This window comes from Rhizobium sp. NFACC06-2, from assembly GCF_900101425.1.
GTDB classification, from domain to species: Bacteria; Pseudomonadota; Alphaproteobacteria; order Rhizobiales; family Rhizobiaceae; genus Agrobacterium; species Agrobacterium leguminum.
Genome location: NZ_FMVA01000016.1, coordinates 55,240 through 76,321 on the forward strand (window position 1 = coordinate 55,240; position 21,082 = coordinate 76,321).

The 21,082-nt window shown below is 58.0% G+C and carries 19 protein-coding genes; 9 read left to right on the forward strand and 10 right to left on the reverse strand.

The features are described from left to right. Positions 1–147 precede the first annotated feature (147 nt). Genes F3H58_RS22160 through F3H58_RS22190 form a run of 7 tightly spaced genes read right to left on the reverse strand, consistent with a single transcriptional unit; the run spans position 148 to position 8,362 of the window. A complete protein-coding gene (locus F3H58_RS22160; protein WP_149743789.1) occupies positions 148–1,023 on the reverse strand; it encodes an alpha/beta hydrolase in 876 nt (291 codons plus the stop codon). Further along, positions 1,013–2,620: an ABC transporter ATP-binding protein gene (locus F3H58_RS22165; RefSeq protein WP_149743790.1), complete on the reverse strand. Its 1,608-nt coding sequence runs from the start codon at positions 2,618–2,620 to the stop codon at positions 1,013–1,015. Before F3H58_RS22165 ends, F3H58_RS22160 begins: the two co-directional genes overlap by 11 nt. A 4-nt stretch (positions 2,621–2,624) precedes the next feature. Beyond that, positions 2,625–3,452 (reverse strand): ABC transporter permease, encoded by an 828-nt coding sequence (locus F3H58_RS22170; protein WP_111792008.1) that lies wholly within the window; start codon positions 3,450–3,452, stop codon positions 2,625–2,627. A 4-nt stretch (positions 3,453–3,456) separates the two neighbouring features. Then, the gene (locus F3H58_RS22175) at positions 3,457–4,428 is read right to left on the reverse strand and encodes an ABC transporter permease (RefSeq protein ID WP_149743791.1); all 972 of its coding nucleotides are present in this window, start codon (positions 4,426–4,428) and stop codon (positions 3,457–3,459) included. After that, a complete protein-coding gene (locus F3H58_RS22180; protein WP_149743792.1) occupies positions 4,425–5,879 on the reverse strand; it encodes a carnitine 3-dehydrogenase in 1,455 nt (484 codons plus the stop codon). Before F3H58_RS22180 ends, F3H58_RS22175 begins: the two co-directional genes overlap by 4 nt. Then, positions 5,876–7,432 (reverse strand): ABC transporter substrate-binding protein, encoded by a 1,557-nt coding sequence (locus F3H58_RS22185; RefSeq protein ID WP_149743793.1) that lies wholly within the window; start codon positions 7,430–7,432, stop codon positions 5,876–5,878. Before F3H58_RS22185 ends, F3H58_RS22180 begins: the two co-directional genes overlap by 4 nt. Positions 7,433–7,474: 42 nt before the next feature. Next, positions 7,475–8,362 carry a beta-keto acid cleavage family enzyme gene (locus F3H58_RS22190; protein WP_149743794.1) on the reverse strand — a complete coding sequence of 296 codons (888 nt, stop codon included), beginning with the start codon at positions 8,360–8,362 and terminating at the stop codon, positions 7,475–7,477. An 88-nt stretch (positions 8,363–8,450) separates the two neighbouring features. On the opposite strand from F3H58_RS22190, the gene F3H58_RS22195 reads away from it, so the two are divergent. Then, positions 8,451–9,416 (forward strand): GlxA family transcriptional regulator, encoded by a 966-nt coding sequence (locus F3H58_RS22195; protein WP_149743795.1) that lies wholly within the window; start codon positions 8,451–8,453, stop codon positions 9,414–9,416. Between the two features lie 138 nt (positions 9,417–9,554). Here F3H58_RS22195 and F3H58_RS22200 read toward each other — a convergent pair whose 3' ends face one another. Continuing rightward, entirely contained in the window at positions 9,555–10,532 is a 978-nt protein-coding gene (locus F3H58_RS22200) for a GlxA family transcriptional regulator (RefSeq protein ID WP_353619447.1), read from the reverse strand. A 250-nt stretch (positions 10,533–10,782) separates the two neighbouring features. Between F3H58_RS22200 and F3H58_RS22205 the strand changes: the two genes are divergently transcribed. Beyond that, on the forward strand, positions 10,783–11,619 hold the full coding sequence (locus tag F3H58_RS22205) for an alpha/beta fold hydrolase (protein ID WP_149743797.1): 837 nt from the start codon (positions 10,783–10,785) through the stop codon (positions 11,617–11,619). A gap of 110 nt (positions 11,620–11,729) precedes the next feature. Here the strand turns inward: F3H58_RS22205 and F3H58_RS22210 are convergent, their stop codons facing one another. Together F3H58_RS22210 and curA are read right to left on the reverse strand one after the other, a co-directional pair. Beyond that, positions 11,730–12,692, reverse strand: coding sequence for a D-2-hydroxyacid dehydrogenase family protein (locus F3H58_RS22210; RefSeq protein ID WP_149743798.1), 963 nt, complete (start codon positions 12,690–12,692; stop codon positions 11,730–11,732). Continuing rightward, entirely contained in the window at positions 12,689–13,714 is a 1,026-nt protein-coding gene (curA, locus tag F3H58_RS22215; RefSeq protein ID WP_149743799.1) for an NADPH-dependent curcumin/dihydrocurcumin reductase, read from the reverse strand. Before curA ends, F3H58_RS22210 begins: the two co-directional genes overlap by 4 nt. Before the next feature lie 449 nt (positions 13,715–14,163). Between curA and F3H58_RS22220 the strand changes: the two genes are divergently transcribed. The 7 genes from F3H58_RS22220 (at position 14,164) to urtE (ending at position 21,069) form a co-directional block, all read left to right on the forward strand. Next, positions 14,164–15,315: a transporter substrate-binding domain-containing protein gene (locus F3H58_RS22220; RefSeq protein WP_149743800.1), complete on the forward strand. Its 1,152-nt coding sequence runs from the start codon at positions 14,164–14,166 to the stop codon at positions 15,313–15,315. 11 nt (positions 15,316–15,326) lie between these two features. Further along, on the forward strand, positions 15,327–15,935 hold the full coding sequence (locus tag F3H58_RS22225) for an ANTAR domain-containing response regulator (RefSeq protein ID WP_003509665.1): 609 nt from the start codon (positions 15,327–15,329) through the stop codon (positions 15,933–15,935). Between the two features lie 248 nt (positions 15,936–16,183). After that, a complete protein-coding gene (locus tag F3H58_RS22230; RefSeq protein ID WP_149743801.1) occupies positions 16,184–17,434 on the forward strand; it encodes a transporter substrate-binding domain-containing protein in 1,251 nt (416 codons plus the stop codon). Between the two features lie 154 nt (positions 17,435–17,588). Continuing rightward, positions 17,589–18,482 (forward strand): urea ABC transporter permease subunit UrtB, encoded by an 894-nt coding sequence (gene urtB / locus F3H58_RS22235; RefSeq protein ID WP_035213515.1) that lies wholly within the window; start codon positions 17,589–17,591, stop codon positions 18,480–18,482. A 1-nt stretch (position 18,483) separates the two neighbouring features. Continuing rightward, entirely contained in the window at positions 18,484–19,623 is a 1,140-nt protein-coding gene (urtC, locus tag F3H58_RS22240) for an urea ABC transporter permease subunit UrtC (protein ID WP_149743802.1), read from the forward strand. A gap of 1 nt (position 19,624) precedes the next feature. Next, positions 19,625–20,374, forward strand: a complete 750-nt coding sequence (urtD, locus tag F3H58_RS22245) for an urea ABC transporter ATP-binding protein UrtD (protein WP_099086975.1) — start codon at positions 19,625–19,627, stop codon at positions 20,372–20,374. Beyond that, positions 20,374–21,069, forward strand: coding sequence for an urea ABC transporter ATP-binding subunit UrtE (gene urtE / locus F3H58_RS22250; protein WP_003509656.1), 696 nt, complete (start codon positions 20,374–20,376; stop codon positions 21,067–21,069). Before urtD ends, urtE begins: the two co-directional genes overlap by 1 nt. The last annotated feature ends 13 nt before the right edge of the window (positions 21,070–21,082 follow it).

Below are 21,082 nucleotides of genomic sequence, written 5' to 3' on the forward strand. Positions count from 1 at the left end.
ACTGCTGCCGCAGGAGCCGATAGCGTGCCAGGCATAAGGGAGAAGAGCGTCTGCACTTTCTCGCCCGCCTATTCGAGGGCGAAGGAATGAGCGAGGTGTGCCGGGATTTAGGCATCTCGCTCAAGTCCGGCAAATCAGCGACGCGCCTTATGAAAGCGAAAAGCGTCGGACTTCGGCAATGATTGCTTGAAAACTTCGACGCGCGCGGTCGCTCATTCCACGCGCGCGCAGGAAACCGTGCGGCAACTGGGGCTCGTTGCGCCAAGTTACCGGGACACCCGCCGCTGCCAGCCGCCCGGCATAAGCTGACCCATCATCACGCAAGGGATCTACATCTGCCGTAACAATAAATGCAGGGGCAAGGTCTGAAAGATCTGGAGCCTTCAGGGGGCGGGCAACCGGATCGGTTGGCGGGGTGCGACCAAAGAGCAAGTCCTTGTAGACAATTACGTCACTGGCACGCAACAGCGGGGCTTCGGCATTTTCGCGATAGGACGCCGTGTCCCCATCACCACCAAGGCCCGGGTAGATAAGGACCTGCCCCAGGGGTTGCCTATTGCCCTTTTGCGAAAGACAAAGTGCTGCAGCAAGCAGACCGCCAGCGCTGTCGCCGACGACCACAACTGGTCGGTCCAGTGCTCGCCAAACCGCTTCAACGTCGTTTATCTGTGCCGGCCACAGGTGCTCCGGCGCAAGGCGGTAATCGACCGAGACAGTCTGCAAACCGGTCGCATCAGCGATTTCCGCACAGACGTCATCATGGCTGTCGAGCCCGCCCACGACAAAGCCTCCGCCGTGCAGGTAGAGGACGCAAACGGGTGATGCCAAGCCATATATCCGACACGCCACCCCACCGATCTCCCGATCAACGACAATGACTTTTTCTGGTCGAGGTGCTCGGAAATTTGCGCACATCGCATCGTAAAGGATGCGGTTTTCCGCAGCGTCCGCTGTGTTTGCCTGCGCTGGATAGCTGTCTTCGGTTTTGCGAATGAAGGCGAGAACCTGAGGATCACTGATCATATGGTTTGCCCCCGTTATGACGCCTTAGCCAATCCGGATCCATCTGCGGCACAGAGGCGAGCAACTGACGCGTATAGTCATGGCGCGGTGGATCCATGACCTCGGCCTTGCTGCCCTTGTCCTGCACCGTTCCACCCTTCATCACCACAACGTCGTCAGCAATCGCGCGCACTGTGTCGATGTCGTGCGTGATGAACATGTAGGAAACGCCAGTTTCGTCCTGGAGGCGACTGAGAAGACGCAGGGTGCCCTCGGCCACCAGTTGATCAAGTGCGCTCGTGACTTCGTCACAGATGATAATCTCAGGATTTGCCGCCAGCGCTCTGGCGATGCCGATCCGCTGCTTTTGGCCACCAGACAACTCGCCGGGTCGCCGATGAAGAAATTGCCTGGGCTCAAGCTCGATCTGCTCCATCAGTTCCGCAAGGCGCCTTTCCAGCACCGCCCCCTTCAAGCCCAGATAAAATTGTAGCGGACGGGAGAGAATCTGGCGGATGGATTGGCGTGGATTGAGGGCTGTGTCAGCCATTTGATAGATCATCTGGATCTTGCGCAGTTGCTCGCGCGATCTGCGACTGAGACTTGGTGGCAGCACTTCACCATTCAGCTCTATACTGCCGATGCGCGGCGGCAGTAGGCCCGTAACAACGCGGGCGGCGGTTGATTTTCCCGAACCGGACTCTCCGACGACAGCGACGGTGGCACCGCGCGGAATTTCAAACGTGACGTCACGCAAAACATCGAAGTGGCCATAAGACGCGGTGACATTGTTGATACTGATGACAGGCGCATCCTTTCTCTCCAGACGGCGTTCAGGGCGACGGAACTCCCGCACCGCCCAGAGCGAGCGGGTGTATTCGTGGCGTGGAGCCTGCATGATCTGGCGTGTAGGCGCCTCCTCCACCTCCCTGCCATGACGCATGACCTTGATGCGATCAGCCATCTGAGCCACGACGGCGAGATCGTGGGTGATGTAGATCGCTGCAGTTCCCGATGTTTCGACGGCTGAGCGGATGGCGGTAAGTACGCCGATCTGCGTTGTCACGTCGAGCGCTGTCGTCGGTTCGTCAAAGACGATGAGATCGGGTTTGCAAGCCATGGCCATCGCGACCATGGCACGTTGCAACTGTCCACCCGAAACCTGATGCGGAAATCTCAGCCCGAAATTTGCCGGATCAGGCAAATGCATGCTGGCGTAAAGTTGACGCGCAAAGATTTCGCAATCCGGTCTGCTCGCGGTGCCGTGTATGGCCGGGCCCTCGCAGAATTGATCGAGCAATCGCCAGGCAGGGTTAAAACTGGCGGCAGCAGATTGGGCGACGTAGGCGACGCGCCGTCCTCGATAGACCGATCTCTCCCGTTCGTTCAGACGCAGCAGATCAACATTCTCGACGAGAACACGCCCACCTGCAAAACGCAGGCCGGCATGGGCAAAACCCAGTGCTGCAAGGCCAAGCGTCGATTTGCCGGCACCAGATTCGCCTATGAGGCCAACGACCTCGCCGCGCCTCACTTCGAGATTTATGCCGTGCAGGATCGGGGACCAGCCATCCTCACTCTTTGCTTCAACCTTGAGGTTTTCGATCTTCAGCAACATGGCGTTAGTCTTTCAATCCAGAGGCGCGATGCAACATCCAGTCCACGACAAAATTGATCGAAACCGTCAGCACGGCGATACAGGCGGCCGGTAGAAGCGGTGTGATATCTCCAAAGGTGATGAGGGCGGCGTTGTCGCGAACCATCGCGCCCCAATCAGCCATCGGTGGTGGTAGCCCAAGCCCCAGGAAGGCAAGCGCCGAAATGGTCAGAAAGACGAAACAAAACCGCAGCCCGAATTCGGCAATGAGGGGCGCGGTTATGTTGGGAAGCACTTCCTTGAGAATGATCCAGGCGATGCCATCGCCTCTGAGTTTCGCCGCCTCGACATAGTCCATGACCATGACATTTGCCGCCGTCGCGCGCGCCAGGCGAAAGACGCGTGTTGAGTCGAGAACGGCAACGATCAGGATCAGATTGACCACGCCCGACCCAAGCGCGGATAGCGCCAGCAATGTCAGGATCAGAGGCGGCACCGCCATCATCACATCAACAATGCGGGAAAGAACGAGATCAAACCACTTGCCGAGGGCAGCAGCAAGAAGACCGGCTACCGCGCCGAGCGCGAAGGCAAGCACGGTGGTCGTGACAGCAATTCCGACGGTATTGCGAGCGCCCCAGATGAGCCGCGAGAGCATGTCGCGGCCGAGCGCATCCGTGCCTAGGGGAAAAGCCGTACTCCAGGGTTCGAATTGCGCACCCACGATTTCGGCCTGGTCGTAGGGCGCGATCATTGGCGCAAACGCGACCACGACAACATAGATGACGATGATGATAAGACCGATCAGCGCCGTTAAAGGCATGGTCCTGATTGTCCGGGCAAGGCTCGTCATCAGCTCACCTTGGATGCAGCAGGCGCGGATTGGTGGCAATTGCCAGCACGTCGGCCAAGAGGTTCAGGAGGATATAAACTGAGGCAAAGATAAGGGCGCAGGCTTGCACCACCGGCATGTCACGATTGGTAACACTGTCGACCATCAACTGGCCGAGACCAGGGTAGACAAAAACAACCTCTACGATGACGACACCGGTGATGAGCCATGCAACGTTGATCGCGATGACGTTGGAAATCGGCGCAAGCGCATTGGGCAGGGCATGCCTGGTGATGATGCGCCAGCGGGAGGCGCCCTTGAGGCGTGCCATTGTGACATAGGGTTCGGCGAGCACATTCAGCACCGCAGCGCGCGTCATGCGCATCATATGCGCTGTCACGACAAGGACGAGCGTTATTGCCGGAAGGAAGGCGCGGCGCAGCATGTCGAAGAAGTCGGGTGCCGCGCCGGGATCGGCTACCGATGGAAACCATCCCATGTGTACGGAAAGCCAGAACATCAGGATGTATGCGACGAAGAATTCGGGAAATGAGATCGCCGAGAGGGTCATGATGTTGATGACCCTGTCGAACCACGTACCTCTCCACATCGCCGCCAGCAGCCCCAACAGCACCGCCAGTGGTATCGCAATCGCGGCTGCGTATGCAGCAAGAAACAGCGTATTGCCCAGCCGCGCCGACAGAAGCTCCGCAACAGGTCGACCGTTGGCGAGCGAATGACCAAAATCGCCGGTGAGGATGCCGCCGATCCAGGTAAGATACCGCCATGAAAGAGGTTGATCGAGGCCCAGCTCCCGGCGAAAAGCTGCCACAGTTTCGGGCGTCGCCGATTGGCCGAGGACCTGCTGGGCAATGTCGCCCGGCAGCAGGCCAACGGCAAGAAAAATCAGGAGGGAAATAGAAAGCAGAGTGAACAAGCCGAGACCCAGCCGCACGGCCACCATGTGCTGAATGGGGCGCTTTCGTCCGCTCGTCATGCCGACGTCTCCTTTAACCGTACCGCACGGATACCAGTTCCGGCATGATCTGGAAGTGGTCCGTTTTCCTGCGCGTTGACGTGATCAAGTGCGCGCATCAATGCTGTCGGCATTGCCACTGTACGGTTTGCCTTGGTATCGACATGCAGGAGCATATGCTCCCCGGTCGCGACTGTCTCGCCATCTTCGTTCAGGATCTCATGATGTAGGCGAAGGCGCTTCTCGTCATAACCAAAGAGCCTGGTTTCCACCGTGAGCCGCGCACCTGCCTTTACTTCCGCCAGATGACGGATGTGGGTTTCGACCGTGTAAGCGGAATGACCGCCAGCGCGATAGTCGGCGTCGAGCCCTATATGGATAAGAAAGGCGTCAGTCGCATCCCCCAATACCTGCAAGTAGCGAAACTCGGTCATGTGACCGTTGTAATCCACCCAGCCACCGTTCACATGGGCTTCATGGAGACGCAGCGGATAATCTGACTGCATCTTACCGTGACGGGCGTAAAAGCGATTTTCCATCGCTTTTACGGTTTGTCCGGCTCCCCAATCATTTGCCTTGAGCGCATGGAAAATACCGATCAGGTTGAGATCGCGAATGCGCTCAAGCTCTCGAATGGAGTATGCCCCTGACTGTGCGTCTGATTGGCCGGCAATCAGGTCAATCAGGTCGTCATTGAAGTCCGGCACGTCCATCAACTTGGTCCATGGCCATTTCAGCGCCGGACCGAACTGAGCAAGGAAGTGACGCATACCAGCTTCACCGCCAGCGATGCGATAGGTCTCGAACAGACCCATCTGCGCCCAGCGCAGTCCAAAGCCGTATCGGATGATATCGTCTATTTCCTCCGTGGTGGCGATACCATCCTTGAGCAGCCAAAGTGCTTCCCGCCAGATCGCTTCGAGCAGGCGGTCACCGATATGTGCATCGATTTCCCGACCGATCTGCACCGGTTTCATGCCCACCGACACCAGAATGTCCGACGCCTTTTGCGCAGCAATGCCGCCGCCCACCACTTCAACGACCGGCAAAAGATAGACCGGATTGAAGGGATGCGCCACGATGACGCGCTCGGGATGAACTGCACCTTGGCGCAATTCTGACGGCTTGAACCCGGAGGTAGAGGAGGCAATGATCGCCTGTGGCGGAGCCGCCGCTTCGATTTCGGCAATGATACGATGTTTGAGATCCAGCCGCTCCGGAACGCTTTCCTGGATGTAGTCCGCACCTGCTACCGCCTCGGCGATCGAGCCTGCCCAGACTATTGCCCCTGGCTTGGGCAGAGGTGATTGATAAAGCCTCCCCCATGCCTCGGACGCATTTGTCATTACTTCTGTGACAATACGGTTTGCTTCGGGATGCGGATCGAAGACAACAACGTCATGACCGGCCAGTATGAAGCGGGCGATCCAGCCGCCGCCGATGACTCCGCCTCCAATTGCTGCGATTTTCATGCCTGCCACCACCGTTCTACGATTTTCCAGCCGTCGAAAAAGCGGTTGTTGGCAACGGGGCCATGCGCAACCTTGTCATTGGAGACATCGACATAATTTACGAAGACAGGAATGATCGTCCCGCCATCCTCACTGACCAACCCCTGCATCTCGTGATACATTTCTGCACGCAGCTTTTCGTCCAGAGTGGTGCGCGCCTTTACAAGAAGCGAGTTGAACTGCTCGTTATCCCAGTGGCTTTCGTTCCAATCGACACCTTTGGCATAAACGAGGCTGAACATGTCGTCCTCGGTCGGGCGGCCATTCCAGTAGCTCACACAGAACGGCTTCTTCAGCCAGACATTCGACCAGTATCCGTCGTCCGGCTCCCGTTTGATGCCGAGATCGATCCCAGTCGCCTTGGCGGACTGCTGGAACAGCTGAACCATGGCCAGCGCCCCGACGGAGGCTGCGTCCGATGCGGATATTTCCACCTTGAGCGCATCCATGCCTGCCTTTTTGAGATAGTGCTTTGCCTTATCGGGATCATAGTTGTGTTGCGGCAGGTCGGCGGCAAAGTAGCGGTTAGCGGGCGCGATGGGGCTGTCGTTGGCGATGCGGCCGTGCCCGTGCAGAACCTTGTCAAGCACCGCCTTGCGGTCGATGGCGTGTTTGAGGGCGAGGCGAATATTCGGGTCCTTGAACGGTGCTGCATCACAGAACATTGGCATCGCGTAATGGGCGGTGCCCGTGACTTCCGTCGCCTTGATCCCCGGTCGGCGCAAAAGAAGCGGAAGCGTTGCAAGGTCGGGCGAGTTGATGACATCGACCTCGCCGGTGATCAACGCATTCTGACGCGCCGTGGCGTCGTTGATGGTTGACAGAACGGCGGTATCGAACCAGGCCCGATCCGATTTCCAGTAGTCATCGCGACGTTTCAAGGTAATGCGAACGCCGGGTTCAAAATCGGCCAATACGTATCCACCTGTGCCGAGTTTGGATTGCCAGTTCAGCGTTCCGTCCTCGTTGGCCGGCATGATGACGAAGTGGTAGTCGGAGGTAAGATAGGCAAAATCGGCATTGCCTGATTTAAGTTCGAAGATCACGACATGATCGCCATCGGCGCGAATGTCGGTCAATTGCGAGAGAGATCCCTTCGCGCCGGACTTGGAATCCTGTCCGCGATGGTGATTGAATGAAGCGATCACGTCTTTGGCAGTCAGCTTGCGCCCGTCGGAAAAGGTTGCGGTCTGCCGCAGCTTGAAAGTCCAGATGCGCGCGTCTGTGTCGGTCTCGAAGCTTTCCGCAAGCTCCGGCACCGCTTTGCCCTCGGCGTCGATTTCCACGAGGTTGTTGCACACCGCCAGCATGGCGGTGACGACCGGGCCGGCAGCAAATGTCGCAGGGTCTGTGGTATCGGAGGTCGCGCCACCAAGATGACCGATACGCAACGTGCCGCCACGCTTCGGTTCTGCTGCTCTTGCGCCATATGGCAGGATCAGCCCGGCAGCCGCAAGGCCAGCTGCGCCAGCCAAGAGGCCGCGTCGGGTTACGTCGAATAGTGCTTTGCTCATTTCAACAGTTCCTCTCTTTATTATAGTTTGATGAGATGCTGATTAGCGCCGAAGCAGTTTGAGCTTGTCGCGAACCTCCTGTGGGGTAAGAATCCGGCAGCCCATGCCTGTTAAAATGGTGGCCGCGCGTTCGACCAGATCGCCGTTGCGCGCGAGCACACCCTTTTCCAGCCAGATATTATCTTCCAGCCCGACACGGACATGACCGCCCGCGAGCGCCGCCTGTGCAACATATGGCAGCTGCATGCGGCCAATCGAGAACATCGAATAGGTCCATCCTTGCGGGATGTTGTTGACCATCGCCATGAGGCTGTTGATATCGGCTGGCGCGCCGTAGGGGATCCCCATGCAAAGCTGGATCATCACGGGATCGTCGATGAGCCCCTCATCGACGAGTGTCCTGGCAAGCCAGAGATGCCCTGTATCGAAGACCTCGATTTCCGGACGCACGCCAGCTGCCTGAATGCGCCGGGCCATGGCACGCAACGTGCCGGGGGTGTTTGTCATCACATAGTCTGCTTCCGCGAAATTCATCGTTCCGCAGTCAAGCGTGCAGATTTCCGGCAGCAATTCTTCCACATGGATCAGACGCTCGGTTGCGCCAACCAGATCGGATTGTGGCGCGAGCGGCAACGGCGCTTCCGCCGATCCGAGAACGATATCTCCACCCATCCCCGCCGTCAGGTTGAGCACGACATCCGTATCCGAAGCGCGGACACGCTCGACAACTTCCCGATAAAGAGCCGGATCGCGAGAGGGCGTCCCGGTACTTGGGTCGCGAACATGGACGTGGGCGATGGCGGCGCCGGCCTTGGCGGCCTCGATGCAGGCATCGGCAATTTGTGCTGGCGTGATCGGTACGAGACTTGACTTCGTATGGCTCTGACCGGAACCGGTGACAGCGCATGTGATGAAGACATCGCGGTTCATGAAAAACTCCGGAAACGAGGTAAATTCCAAGGGAGTGTGACAGCAAATTTCCAGTCGCAATGTGCATGATTTGCGCTAAATTGTGCAAATGTCGCCAAAATCGCCGTTTCACCTGACGTTCGTGCTTTTCGAGGGCTTTTCCAACATGGTGCTCGCCAGCGCCATTGAGCCTCTGCGGGCAGCCCGCGATCTTTCGGGGCGTCAGCTGTTTTCATGGCAATTATGCTCTTTGAACGGTGGTCCCATCGCCAGCTCGTCACGTGCGGTGATTGGCGCTGACCTACCCCTGTCCCGCGTCGGAGCGACCCACGCACTGGTGCTTGTTGCAGGCTACGGTGTGCGAAATCACCTTGATCACGATTCAGCGGCTGCTGTGCGCAGAAAAGCCCGCGGATTGCCGGTGGTGGGCGGGCTTGACACCGGTGCGTGGCTGCTTGCGCGCGTGGGTCTTCTGGGAGGACGCAAGGCGACGATCCACTGGATGGAGAAGAAGGAATTTTCGGAGAATTTTCCCGAGGTCCGTGTCACGGACGGACCCTATGTCGTAGACGGAAACATCGTCACTTGCGGAGATGCACAGAGTGTTCTGAGCTGGTCACTCGACCTCATCGGAAAACACGCGGGCGAGGCGCTGCGGTTTGATGTCGCCAACATGTTCGGCGGTGTTCAAAAACCTGGTGAAAGGGGGCTGGCGCGAGGGTTCGCCGGCCGGATGAGCGATCATGGCCTCCCCACAGCCTTACAGCGTGCCATCATCGTTATGCGTGAAACCGCCGAACAGCCGCTCAAATTGCCAATCATTGCCGACCGTGTTGCGGTTTCAGAGCGCAGTATGGATCGCCTGTTTCACCAATATCTTGGTATGTCCGCGGGCCAGTACTACAGCCAGATCAGACTTTCTCATGCCCGCGCACTCGCGGTGGAAACCAATCTGTCGCTTTATGAAATTGCTTTTCGCACAGGGTTTTCCTCGCCCTCCACGCTTGCGCGTGCCTATCGGATGAAGTTCGGAGAAACGCTGCGTCAGAAGAAGGCAAAGGCTACCTCCACATGACCCGTTTGCGCCGTTCAGATGAGACCTGCCAGAACAGGCATATGGCTGAAGACGGGCCGGCGTCGAAACGGGAGATTTAGCTTCAACGCGATGGCAGCCTCGTCCCGCAACAGGAAAGGTAGTCGCCCGCAAGCTTAATCACAGTCGCACATCGCCGCGATAAACGTTCGGCGTCGCTCCCGTCAACCTGCCAAATATCTTGCGGAATGCTGCCGGATCCGCATAGCCGACCGCCCAGGCGATGCTCTCGACCGAGCCATTCGTCGTCTCAAGCAATTGCCGCGCCTTCATGATCCGCACGTTTTGAAGATATTCCGTCAGTTTCAATCCTGTCGCACGTAAAAAGCGACGCTGGAGCGTCCTCTCTGAAAGATGCACGCTGTCTGCCAGTTCACCGATCGATTTTTGCAGCTCTGGCGCTGCGTGGAATTGCTGCTGGATTTGTCGCACTTCTTTGTCGCCGTGATCAAATCGCGGGATGAATGTCTTGTATTGACTCTGGCTGCGCCGCGGCGGGTCCACGACCAGAAAGCGCGCTGTCTCCAGCATTATGGTCTGCCCTAGAAGCTTTTCAACGAGAAGCAGGCCGAGATCGGCCCAAGCCAGAATGCCTCCGGCGGTGATCACGTCGCCATCGTCAATGATCATGTTATCGGGCGAAACGTCTATTTTGGGAAACCGCTCGGCAAGTCTCTCGGCAAAGGCCCAGTGGGTCGTGGCGCGCCGGCCATCGATAAGCCCCGTTTCGGCGAGAACGAAAGCGCCGGCGCAGATCGAGCAGACAGTCACACCAAGTGCATGCTGGGATGAAAGCCATTTTGACGCAGGCCGCATGCTTTGCATCTTCTCCGGCATGACGATGCTCGGTGGCGCGATGATGTAGCTCAACGAATGCGATACTCCGTGTTCCGAATCCCAGCTGCAAGAGACCGCACCATCCTCAACCGTCCAGTGACTCACACGGATTTTTCGAAGGCTTGATGGTTCCTGCAAATCCGTCGACCAATCGCTAGCAACACGGAATAAGTCCGTCAGTCCGTAGACCGCAGCCAGCTGACAATCCGGATAGATCAGTAATCCGACCTCGATAAAGTCAGCCGGTTTGAGATTTGTCACTTTTGCCTCTGATAAAGTCATTTGCGCCACGTGCCTGTGTTAGCGGATGGCGCTAGCTTGTTCAAGTCAACCAAGGGCATTCGAAGGCAAAGCTCGACAGGAGATATGTATGACATCTGACGCAGATCGGTTTTTCGTGTCGAGACGCAGCGTACTCATCGGTAGCATCGCGCTTGCCAGCGTGAGCATTCCGACGATCGCCTTCTCGCAGACCCCTTCCACTAACCATTCAGCACAAGGAGAAATTGACATGGGTTTCGTAACAACCAGGGACGGCACTGAGATTTTCTACAAGGACTGGGGCCCGAAGGATGCCCAGCCGATCGTTTTCCACCATGGCTGGCCGCTCTCTTCCGATGACTGGGATGCGCAGATGCTGTTCTTCGTTTCCAAGGGTTTTCGCGTCGTCGCACATGACCGCCGTGGTCACGGCCGCTCGGCGCAGGTCTCGGAGGGGCACGACATGGATCATTATGCTTCCGATGCCTTTGCGGTCGTTGAAGCGCTCGATCTGAAGAACGCTGTCCATATCGGCCATTCCACCGGTGGCGGTGAAGTTGCCCGTTACGTCGCAAAGCATGGTGAACCCGCGGGCCGTGTTGCCAAGGCGGTCCTCGTTTCCGCCGTACCGCCGCTCATGCTCAAGACCGAGGCCAATCCGGAAGGCCTGCCGATGGAGGTTTTTGACGGCTTCCGCTCGTCGCTTGCCGCCAACCGCGCCCAGTTCTTCCGCGATGTGCCGGCTGGCCCGTTCTATGGTTTCAACCGCGATGGCGCGACCGTGCATGAAGGCGTTATCCAGAACTGGTGGCGTCAGGGCATGATGGGCGGCGCAAAGGCCCATTACGACGGCATCAAGGCCTTCTCTGAAACCGACCAGACCGAGGACCTGAAGAATATCAGCGTTCCGACGCTGGTTCTGCACGGTGAAGACGACCAGATCGTTCCGATCGCCGACTCCGCTCACAAATCGGTCAAGCTGCTGAAAAATGGTACGCTGAAGACCTATCCCGGCTTTTCGCACGGCATGCTGACAGTCAATGCCGATGTGCTGAACGCCGACCTGCTTGCCTTTATCAAGGGCTGATGCTCTTCCTATTATCAGAATGCGGCCGATCATTCGGCCGCATTTTATTTGGGCAAGGTGAGATGGCCTCACTTGGTCGTGGGACAGGAAGCAAGGATCGCGTCGGAAATTCACAAAACCCGCAGTGGCGCGCCGTTCAGCCATGCGACGAGATTATCCACGGTATCTCGATAGAAAATTCGGTATGAGTTTTCGGTAACAAAACCGATATGAGGCGTTGCGATTACATTGTCAGAAGTACGAAGTGGATGATCAGCGGGCAAAGGCTCACGATCAAACACGTCCACTGCAAGACCTGCGATGCTCTCGGTTTCCAGGGCAGCGATCAAAGCTCCTTCATCGATAAGCGGACCTCGTGACGTATTCACGAGCCAAGCTGTTGGCTTCATCAACGCCAGCTCGTCCTGACCGATTATGCCCTTTGTTCGCTCCGACAGAACAAGATGCAACGTCACCCAGTCGGACTCGCGAAGAAGCGTCGCTTTCTCAACCCGTCTCACACCGGCAGCCTCTGCCGCCTCATCGGTCAGATTCTGGCTCCAGGCGATCACCTCCATACCGAATGCAAGGCCGACCTTTGCAATCTGGCGGCCGATCCTGCCCAGACCGATGACACCCAGCGTGCTGCCCGAGAGATCGCGCCCGACCGTGGTTTGCCAGCCACCGCTCCGAAACGAGGCAATTTCTGTGGGAATATGGCGTGCCGCCGCAAGGATGAGTGCCCAAGTCAGCTCCGGGGCGCCCGATCCGTTCGCGCCCGTCGCCGAAACAACGATGCCGAGATCACGGGCCGCTGCAAGGTCAATTGAGGCATTGCGCCCTCCAGTCGTTGCGATGAACCGCAGGTTCGGCAGGCGCTCGAGAATACGTCGCGGCAGCGGCGTCCGTTCGCGCATGACGCAAACCGCATCGAACGGCAAAAGACGATCAACCAGGTGTTCTTCGTCCGCGATGTGGTCATTGAAGACCGTGATTTGGGCTCGGTCCTTCAATGGCGACCAGTCGGCGCTGGTGATCGCCACATTCTGGTAGTCATCCAAAACCGCGATATGTTTTACGTTATGACGGCTCATGAGACGACGCCGTCGATTTTGACGATAAGCTTGCCGAAATTTTTGCCCTTCAGCATGCCGATAAAGGCATCGGGAGCGTTCTCCAATCCATCAACGACATCCTCGCGGTACCTGATCTCGCCGCTAGCGATCCTTGGGCCGATCTCCGCGAGAAAGTCATTGAAATGATCGGCGGCAAACTCTGTCTGGATGAAACCTCGAACAAGCAGGCTCTGTCTCAGGATCGCCGACATCGTTGCCGGAAGACGATCTGCCTGCGACGAGTTTGCACCGTTATATTGAGAAACGAGGCCGCAGACGGGAACGCGCCCGAACTGGTTTAGAAGAGGCAGTACCGCATCCCAGACGCGTCCTCCGACATTCTCGAAATAGACATCAATCCCGTTAGGAGAGGCCGCTTTCAGATCGCTGACAAAATTCTCCGAGCGATGATCAACCACGTTGTCGAAGCCAAGTTCACCCTTAACGAACGCACACTTGTCGGGTCCACCGGCGATACCAACCGCCCTCGCCCCGTAAAGCTTTGCGAGCTGTCCGACCATCGAACCAACGGGCCCAGAGGCTGCAGCGACAGCAACCGTCTCACCCTGCTTCGGCTTGCCAATGAACTTCAGACCACTCCACGCCGTAAATCCGGGCATGCCAAGGACGCCGATCGCGGTTGTGACCGGCGCGCCGTGCGTCTCGACCTTTCGTAGCAAGTCCCCATTGATGACCGCGCCTGTACACCAACCGGTCCGCCCGCGCACGATGTCGCCAGGCCCGAAACCATTGTGCCTCGACTTCACAACTTCGCAGATCGTCTCGCCCTCCATGATGCCGTCGACGGGTACAGGCGCGGCATAGGATTTGGCGTCGCTCATACGCCCACGCATGTAAGGGTCGAGCGAAAGATAGAGAACACGGACCGTGACATCGTCCTCGGCTGCTTCGCGCAACTCGGCGTCCTCCAGTCGGAAATTTTCATGCGATGGCTCGGCCAATGGGCGGCTTGCCAGTGCGATGCGTTTGATCGTCATCATAAGGTGCATCCCTCGTTCAATAGTCCCGAGTTTTTTAGGCACCCTCGGGTTGGATATTCTACCGCTTCTAGAACTCGACGGGCGGCAGCATCCTGATCCTGGTGTGCTCTCATTTGGGGTTGTAGATCATTTTGATCTGCTCGAACACGTCCAGACAGACCTAACCGCTTGAGCGATACCCCCGAAAATTGAAGGACCGTTCGGCGACCACCTCATAAGGCTTGACGATCAGCTCAAGGCGTATGCGTTGTAAAAGACTAACGGACATGCTGGCGATCACCGCTGGCACCCAACTCCAGGACAACGATCAAGGGTCATCCTTTGGCTATTGTCACCGAACGAGGAAACTGACATCATGCGACAACAGGCTTAAGTGAGCCGCTGATATCCATGGGCAGGGTAGCTCTCGACCGGAAACGGACGGGGGCTTTTTTTATTTTTTGGTGGCGATGATGACTTCAGAAAATTGGCGGGTCGGTGTGCTTTTCTCTGAAACGGGCGTGACTGGAGCCGTGGAGAGTACCCAGAGGGCGGCGTGCCTACTGGCGATAGCTGAAATCAACGCGGCTGGTGGGGTGCTTGGCCGAGCGATCGAACCTGTGGCCTATGATCCACGATCAACACCCAACCTGTATAAGGAGCTTGCGGTCAAGCTTTGCGATGAAGACAGGGTCAGAGTGGTTTTCGGTTGCCATATGTCGAGCACCCGCAAAGCCGCTTTGCCCGTCATTGAGGCTCGTAATGCGCTGCTGTTCTATCCGACACTATACGAGGGATTTGAGTACTCTCGGCATTGCATCTACACCGGCGCCGCCCCTAATCAAAACTCCGTTCAACTGGTTGATTTCCTGACCACGCACTACGGAAAGCGGGTTTTTCTCGTCGGCTCGAATTACGTCTATCCTTATGAATCAAACCGGACGATCAGCGATCTCTTCCTTCAAATCGGAGGTCAAGTCCTCGACGAGATGTACGTCCCGCTGAACCTCAAAACTGAAGATGTCGCCAGGATAATCCGTCACATCGAGGCAGCCAGGCCTGATGTCATCTATTCGACGATCGTAGGCGACGGCATCATCCCGTTCTATACAGCTTTCAAGGAAGCGGGCTTTAATTCAGCGACAATGCCGATCGCAAGCCAATCGACCAGCGAGGCCGACGTGATCCGCATGCGACCGGACGTCGCCGAAGGCCATATTACGGCCGCCCCATTCTTTGCCTCGCTCAACACGCCCCGCGCCCGCGCCTTCGTCGACGCTTTCCAGCGGCAATATGGACGGGAGATGCTACCGACCGCCCCGGCAGAAGCAGCTTATTTCCAGGTCTATCTCTATGCAGCGGCGTTGCAGCAAGCCGGGAGCGATGGGCTTGAGCAGTTGCTGCCAGCCCTATATGAGGTCGAGTACGATGCCCCGCAGGGCGCTGTGAAAGTAGACCGGCTAACCAACCACACGCACCTTTGGCCGCGAGTGGCAAGAGTGAACGCGCAGGGCGGCTACGACATCGTCTACGATCCTTCGCTGCGCGTGGCGCCAGATCCCTTCATGCGCGAATATCGCCCGGACATGACGCAGACTTTTCCGCATCGTGTCAAGGTCTGAGAGGGAGCAACATGTCTTTCGCCCTTCTTAGAGATTTGCGGGATCTCAAGGTTCTTGTTATTCATCCCCGGACGTCCGAAGGGGAGTTTCTGGTCGATCACCTGCGGCGTATCGGCTGCACCGTCAATTGCCTCTGGCCCGTGCCTGCCGAATTGCCGCTTGGCACAGATGTGGTCTTCCTCGCAATGGAAGATGAGGCGCGACCGGAAATCGAACGCCTGCTGAAATGCCTCCCCAATCCGGCTCCGACGATGTTGGCCATCGTCGGTTACGAAAACCCTTCGACGTTGCAGATCGTGTTGGAAAGCGGCGCACTCGCCATTGTCGAAAGACCGATCAAACCGTTTGGCTTGCTCACCAATCTCGCCATTGCCCGCAGCCTCTGGCTCGAGCGCCAAAAGCTCGTCAAGGAGGCGCGCAAATACAAGCGCAAGGTTCTCGGAGACCAGAAGCTCGCTCGGGCAAAGGCAATTTTGATGGCCAAGCGCGGCACGAGCGAAAGTGAAGCGTACCGCCAAATGCGCGAGGAGGCGATGGCCCGACGCGTTCCGATTGATGAAATCGCCAATTCAATTATAAGCGCCGAACAGCTCTTGCGCCCACCCCCAAAACATGATTAGTTTTTCAAGTGTTCCAGACGAACACCTCCGGCACATCCCTTCTTCTTTGAAGCCATGTGCCGATGTTGCACGCGGCGTAGCCGTGATGCGGTGATGGCAAAGGTGCCCGCAGGCTGTGACAAGCCTCGCGGGTTTTTTGTTGTCTGCTGACAGTGACGTCAGCCCTCCAATACTGTTTCGGCATGAAAGCCTCGGCCCTGAGCCGGGCAATGCCGCTGCGTGCGCCAATCAAAAAAAGGGGAACCAAGATGGTGTTCAACAGACGTGAATTTCTGAAAACCGCAGCTACCGCTTCCGCCGCACTCGCCCTGCCGGCTCTCGGCGGCCGGGCCTTTGCCGCCGATGCCATCAAGGTCGGCGCGCTCTACTCGCAGACGGGCGGCCTTTCCGTGGCTGAAAAGCTTCTGGCCAACGGCGTCATGATGGCCGTGGCCGAAATCAACGCGGCCGGCGGCGTGCTCGGTCGGCAGGTCGAGGTCGTCGTTGAAGACGGTGCCTCCGATCCGAAGACCTTCAGCGAAAAGGCCTCGAAACTGATCCTCAAGGACAAGATCTCCACCGTGTTCGGTTGCCACACCTCCGCCAGCCGCAAGGCCGTACTGCCGATCTTCGAACGACGCGGCGCAATGCTGTTTTACCAGACGCATTATGAAGGCTTCGAGTGCTCCCGTAACGTTGTCTATTCGGGTGCAGTTCCGAACCAGCAGCTCTCCAATTACATTCCCTGGATCGTGGAGAAACTGGGCAAGAAGAAGTTCTTCATCGTTGGCTCGAACTATGTCTATCCGCGCGAGATGGCGAAGGTTTCCAAGAAACTCATCGAGGCGGCCGGGGCAGAATGGGTGGCGGACGAATATCTGGAACTCGGCCACTCGGAGTGGGCGGTCATGGTCAGCAAGATCAAGGAGTCCGGCGCGGACGTTGTTCTCTCCAACGTTGTCGGCGACTCGATCATCGCCTTCTATCGAGAATTCAAGAACCAGGGACTGTCGCAGGAGACAATCCCGATCTGCGCGACAGTGACATCCGAAATCGAGATCGCGGCCATGGGGGCCGAATGTGCGGCGGGCAGCTACACATCGTTCCCCTATTTCATGTCGATCGAAACGCCTGCGAACAAAAGCTTCATCGAGCGCTTCAGAAAATTCGTAAACGACCCGAAAGCCGTGACATACCATTCGCTTGAGGCCGCCTATTTCCAGGTATTTCTGTGGAAACAGGCAGTCGAGAAATCCGGCGATCTGTCTGCCGATGCGATCCGGGCCGGCATACGCGGCCAGACCTATGACGCCCCCGGCGGCAAGGTGACGACCGACCCCGACAACCTGCATTGCTGGCTGACACCGCGCATCGGGCAATGGCAGCCGGATGGCCAAAGCAAGGTCGTCAACGCCTATCCGGCGCCGATCAAGCCGTTACCCTATTCGGCCTATGGCGAGACGGAAAGCAATCTCTTCTGCACCGTCAACGGTCTCGATGCAACCAAGCTCAAGGGCTGATCCCTTCCCCGCGTCGTCCCGCCAGGCATGCCTGGTGGGACCATGTCTCGGCAAGGCGGATCTGCGTTTTTTCCTCTGCGTGGCGTCAACCCGCTTCGGGATTGGCAAGGAGCAGGAAAAAGTCTGGCCCGCCCTTCTCATGAACGGTGGCGTTATGCTCGATATTCTTTTCATCGGCCTCAGTCTCGGCTCGATCCTTCTTCTGGTGGCACTTGGTCTCGCCATCACATACGGCGCCATGGGCGTCATCAACATGGCCCACGGCGAAATGGTCATGATCGGTGCATATGTCGCCGTTCTCTCGGGCATCTGGCTTAAAACCAGTCTTCTGCTCGCAATACCGCTTGCCTTCGTCATCACCGCCCTGCTTGGCCTGGCGATAGAACGGGTGGTCGTGCGGCGGCTCTACGGCCGCCTGCTGGATACGCTGCTTGCCACCTGGGGCATCGCCATCCTACTGCAGCAGGCGGTAAGGCTGGAATTTGGCCTCACCTTTTTCGGCATTCACCTCGAAGGCCTTGGAGCCGGGCTGCAAAACGTCGCCGTGCCTTCTTATCTGCAGGGCACGTTCCGGCTCGCCGGTGCAGACATCAACGCCTACCGCACCTTCATCATTGCGGTGACTGCCGTGCTGACGCTGGCGACGTGGTTCATTCTCTACCGAACCACGGCAGGCATGCAGGTGCGCGCCATCATCCGCAATCCGAAAATGGCTGCGGCCTGCGGCATAGACGTGAAACGCATCAACGCCCTGACCTTCGCCTTCGGTTCCGGTCTCGCCGGCGTCGCCGGCGTGATGATGTCCGGCTTCAAGACTGTTTTCCCCGACATGGGCACAACGATGGTGGTCGACGGCTTCATGGTCGTGGTGACAGGCGGTGTCGGCAGCCTGTTCGGCACCGCCCTGTCTTCAGGGCTTCTCGGCGAGATCAATGCACTGGTGGCCATCGGCACGAACGACATTCTGGCGCGCGCGGTGGTTTTCGGGGTCGTCATCATTGTCATTCTCGTCAAGCCCAGCGGGCTGTTCTCGTTCAAGGGGCGCTAACATGAGCATCGAACGAAAATTGCAGATCGGCGCCTATGTCGTCTTCATCGCGCTGATCTTTGCAGCACCCGTTTTCGGCGACGAATTCTGGCTGAACCGTATCTCCAAGTATCTTGTCTATGGCATGCTCGGCGTCGCCATCGCGCTGACATGGGGATATGCGGGCATTCTCAATCTCGGCCAGGGGCTGTTCTTCGGTCTCGGCGCCTACATGCTCGCCATGTCGCTGAAGCTGTCCAGCGCGACCAGTCTGCAGCAGGGCTCCGAAAGGCCTGTTCCCGATTTCATGCTATGGAACGCCGAACCCGGCGCACCGACGGAACTATGCTGCATCAACAAGGGATCTTTCCTCTGGCTTCCGTTTCAAAGTCAGACGGTGGGCCTCGTGCTCGGCATCGTGCTTCCCGTGATGATCGCCGGCGCACTCGGCATGCTGGTTTTCCGCAAACGCATCTCCGGTGTCTTCGTGTCGATCATCACGCTGGCACTCGTTCTGCTCGTGCGTCTCGTCATGGTCGATGCGCAACCGGTGACAAATGGCTTCAACGGCCTGACGGACCTCGGCTGGCTGACGATCGGCGGGATTGAATTCGACCCTTACAGCCGAGCGACCTATTATCTGTGTGCCATATGCCTGTCGCTGACGCTCATCGGAGCGCGTCTGGTGGTGGAGACCCGCGCGGGCATGATCCTGCAGGCGATCCGCGACGATCAGGTCCGCGCCCGTTATCTCGGCTTCGACGTCTCGCTCTACCAGATGTTCTTTTTTGCCATTTCGGCTGGGATCGCAGGTGTTGCCGGCATGCTTTACGTGGTCGTCGCGGAGTTTGCCTCGCCCACCTTCATGGACCTGTCTTTCTCGGTGACCATGGTCGTCTGGGCTGCCGTCGGCGGGCGCTCCTCCCTGCTCGGCGCCTGCATCGGCGCGATCCTGATCAACATGATCGAGGCCGAGGTGAGTGAAACCGAAGCGCTGGTGGAGGCGTGGAAAGCGATCATCGGCCTCATCTTCGTCCTCGTCGTCCTGTTCATGCCGCGTGGCCTCGGCGGCGTCGCGCATGATGTTCTGCGGCAGCTCGTCCGCCGCCTTAAGCCATCAGCGTCGTCTCCATCGTTACAGCAACAAAGCGAGGCATTGTGATATGAGTGCAATCGCATTGACCATCGACGGTCTCGGCGTCGATTTCGGCGGCTTCAGAGCCGTCAACAATGTCAGCATCACCGTCCATGATGGTGAGTTGCGGGTGTTGCTCGGCGCGAACGGCGCCGGCAAGACGACCCTGATGGATCTTATCAGCGGCAAGACCCGTAGCACGCAGGGCAAGGTCTTCGTTTACGATACCGACATCACCAACTGGCCCGAACACAAGATCGCCCGCGCCGGGATCGGCCGAAAATTCCAGATCCCCAGCGTTTTCCGTGATCTCACCGTGCGGCAGAATCTGGAAGTGGCCAATTGCCGCAATCCATCGGTGTTCGCCAATCTCCGGTTCGGGTTTTCGCGTGCGGAGACAAACCGCGTTGATGAGGCGCTCGCGCTGACCGGCCTGGAAGCCGAGGCGGACTTGACCGCCGCCTATCTCAGCCATGGCCAGACGCAATGGCTGGAACTGGGCATGCTCATCGTGCAGGACCCCAAGGTCATCCTGCTGGACGAGCCGACGGCTGGCATGACCCAGGCGGAAACCCGCAAGACAGCCAAGATCATCAAAAATCTCAAAGGCCGCCACACCATTATCGTCGTCGAGCACGACATGGGTTTCGTGCGTGAAATCGCCGAGCGCATCACCGTCCTTCATCTGGGCGAGGTTCTGGCGGAAGGCAGCGTCGGCGATATCGAACACAATCCCAAAGTCCGTGAAGCCTATCTCGGTTCGAAAGGAATATCCTGATGCTGACCCTGAAAGACGTGCACAGCTATTACGGACGCAGCCACATTCTGCACGGTGTCACCATTGATGTTCCGACCGGCAAGGTCACAAGCATTCTCGGCCGCAACGGCACCGGCAAGACCACCCTCTTGAAAACATTGATGGCGCTGACCGATCGCATGACGGGCGAGATGCGTCTTCAGGGCAAGGACATCGGCGCATCCCCGACACACAGGAGGGCGCGGGCCGGCATCGCCTATGTCCCCCAGGGCAGGGAGATTATCCCCGATTTCACTATCCGCGAAAACATCCTCATGGGCGCCTTTGCGCGAGCGGATGGCAAACGCGAAATTCCAGCACTGGTGCCGGAACTTTTTCCCTACCTGATGGCCAATCTGGACCGGCCCGGCGGCGTGCTTTCGGGCGGGCAGCAACAGCAGCTTGCCATCGCACGCGCCCTGGCCGCCGACCCGAAAGTACTGCTTCTCGATGAACCCAACGAAGGCATCCAGCCCTCCATCGTCGAGGAAATTGAAAAGATCATTATCCGGCTCAACCGAGAGATCGGCATGACGATCATCCTCGTCGAGCAAAACGTCGCATTTGCGCGCCAGGCGTCTCACCACTTCGCCATGCTCGAAAAAGGCGCCGTGGTTGCGGCAGGCGCCATCGACATGCTCTCCGACGCACTCGTTCACCGCCATATGGCCGTCTGAAAAAGGCCGACCT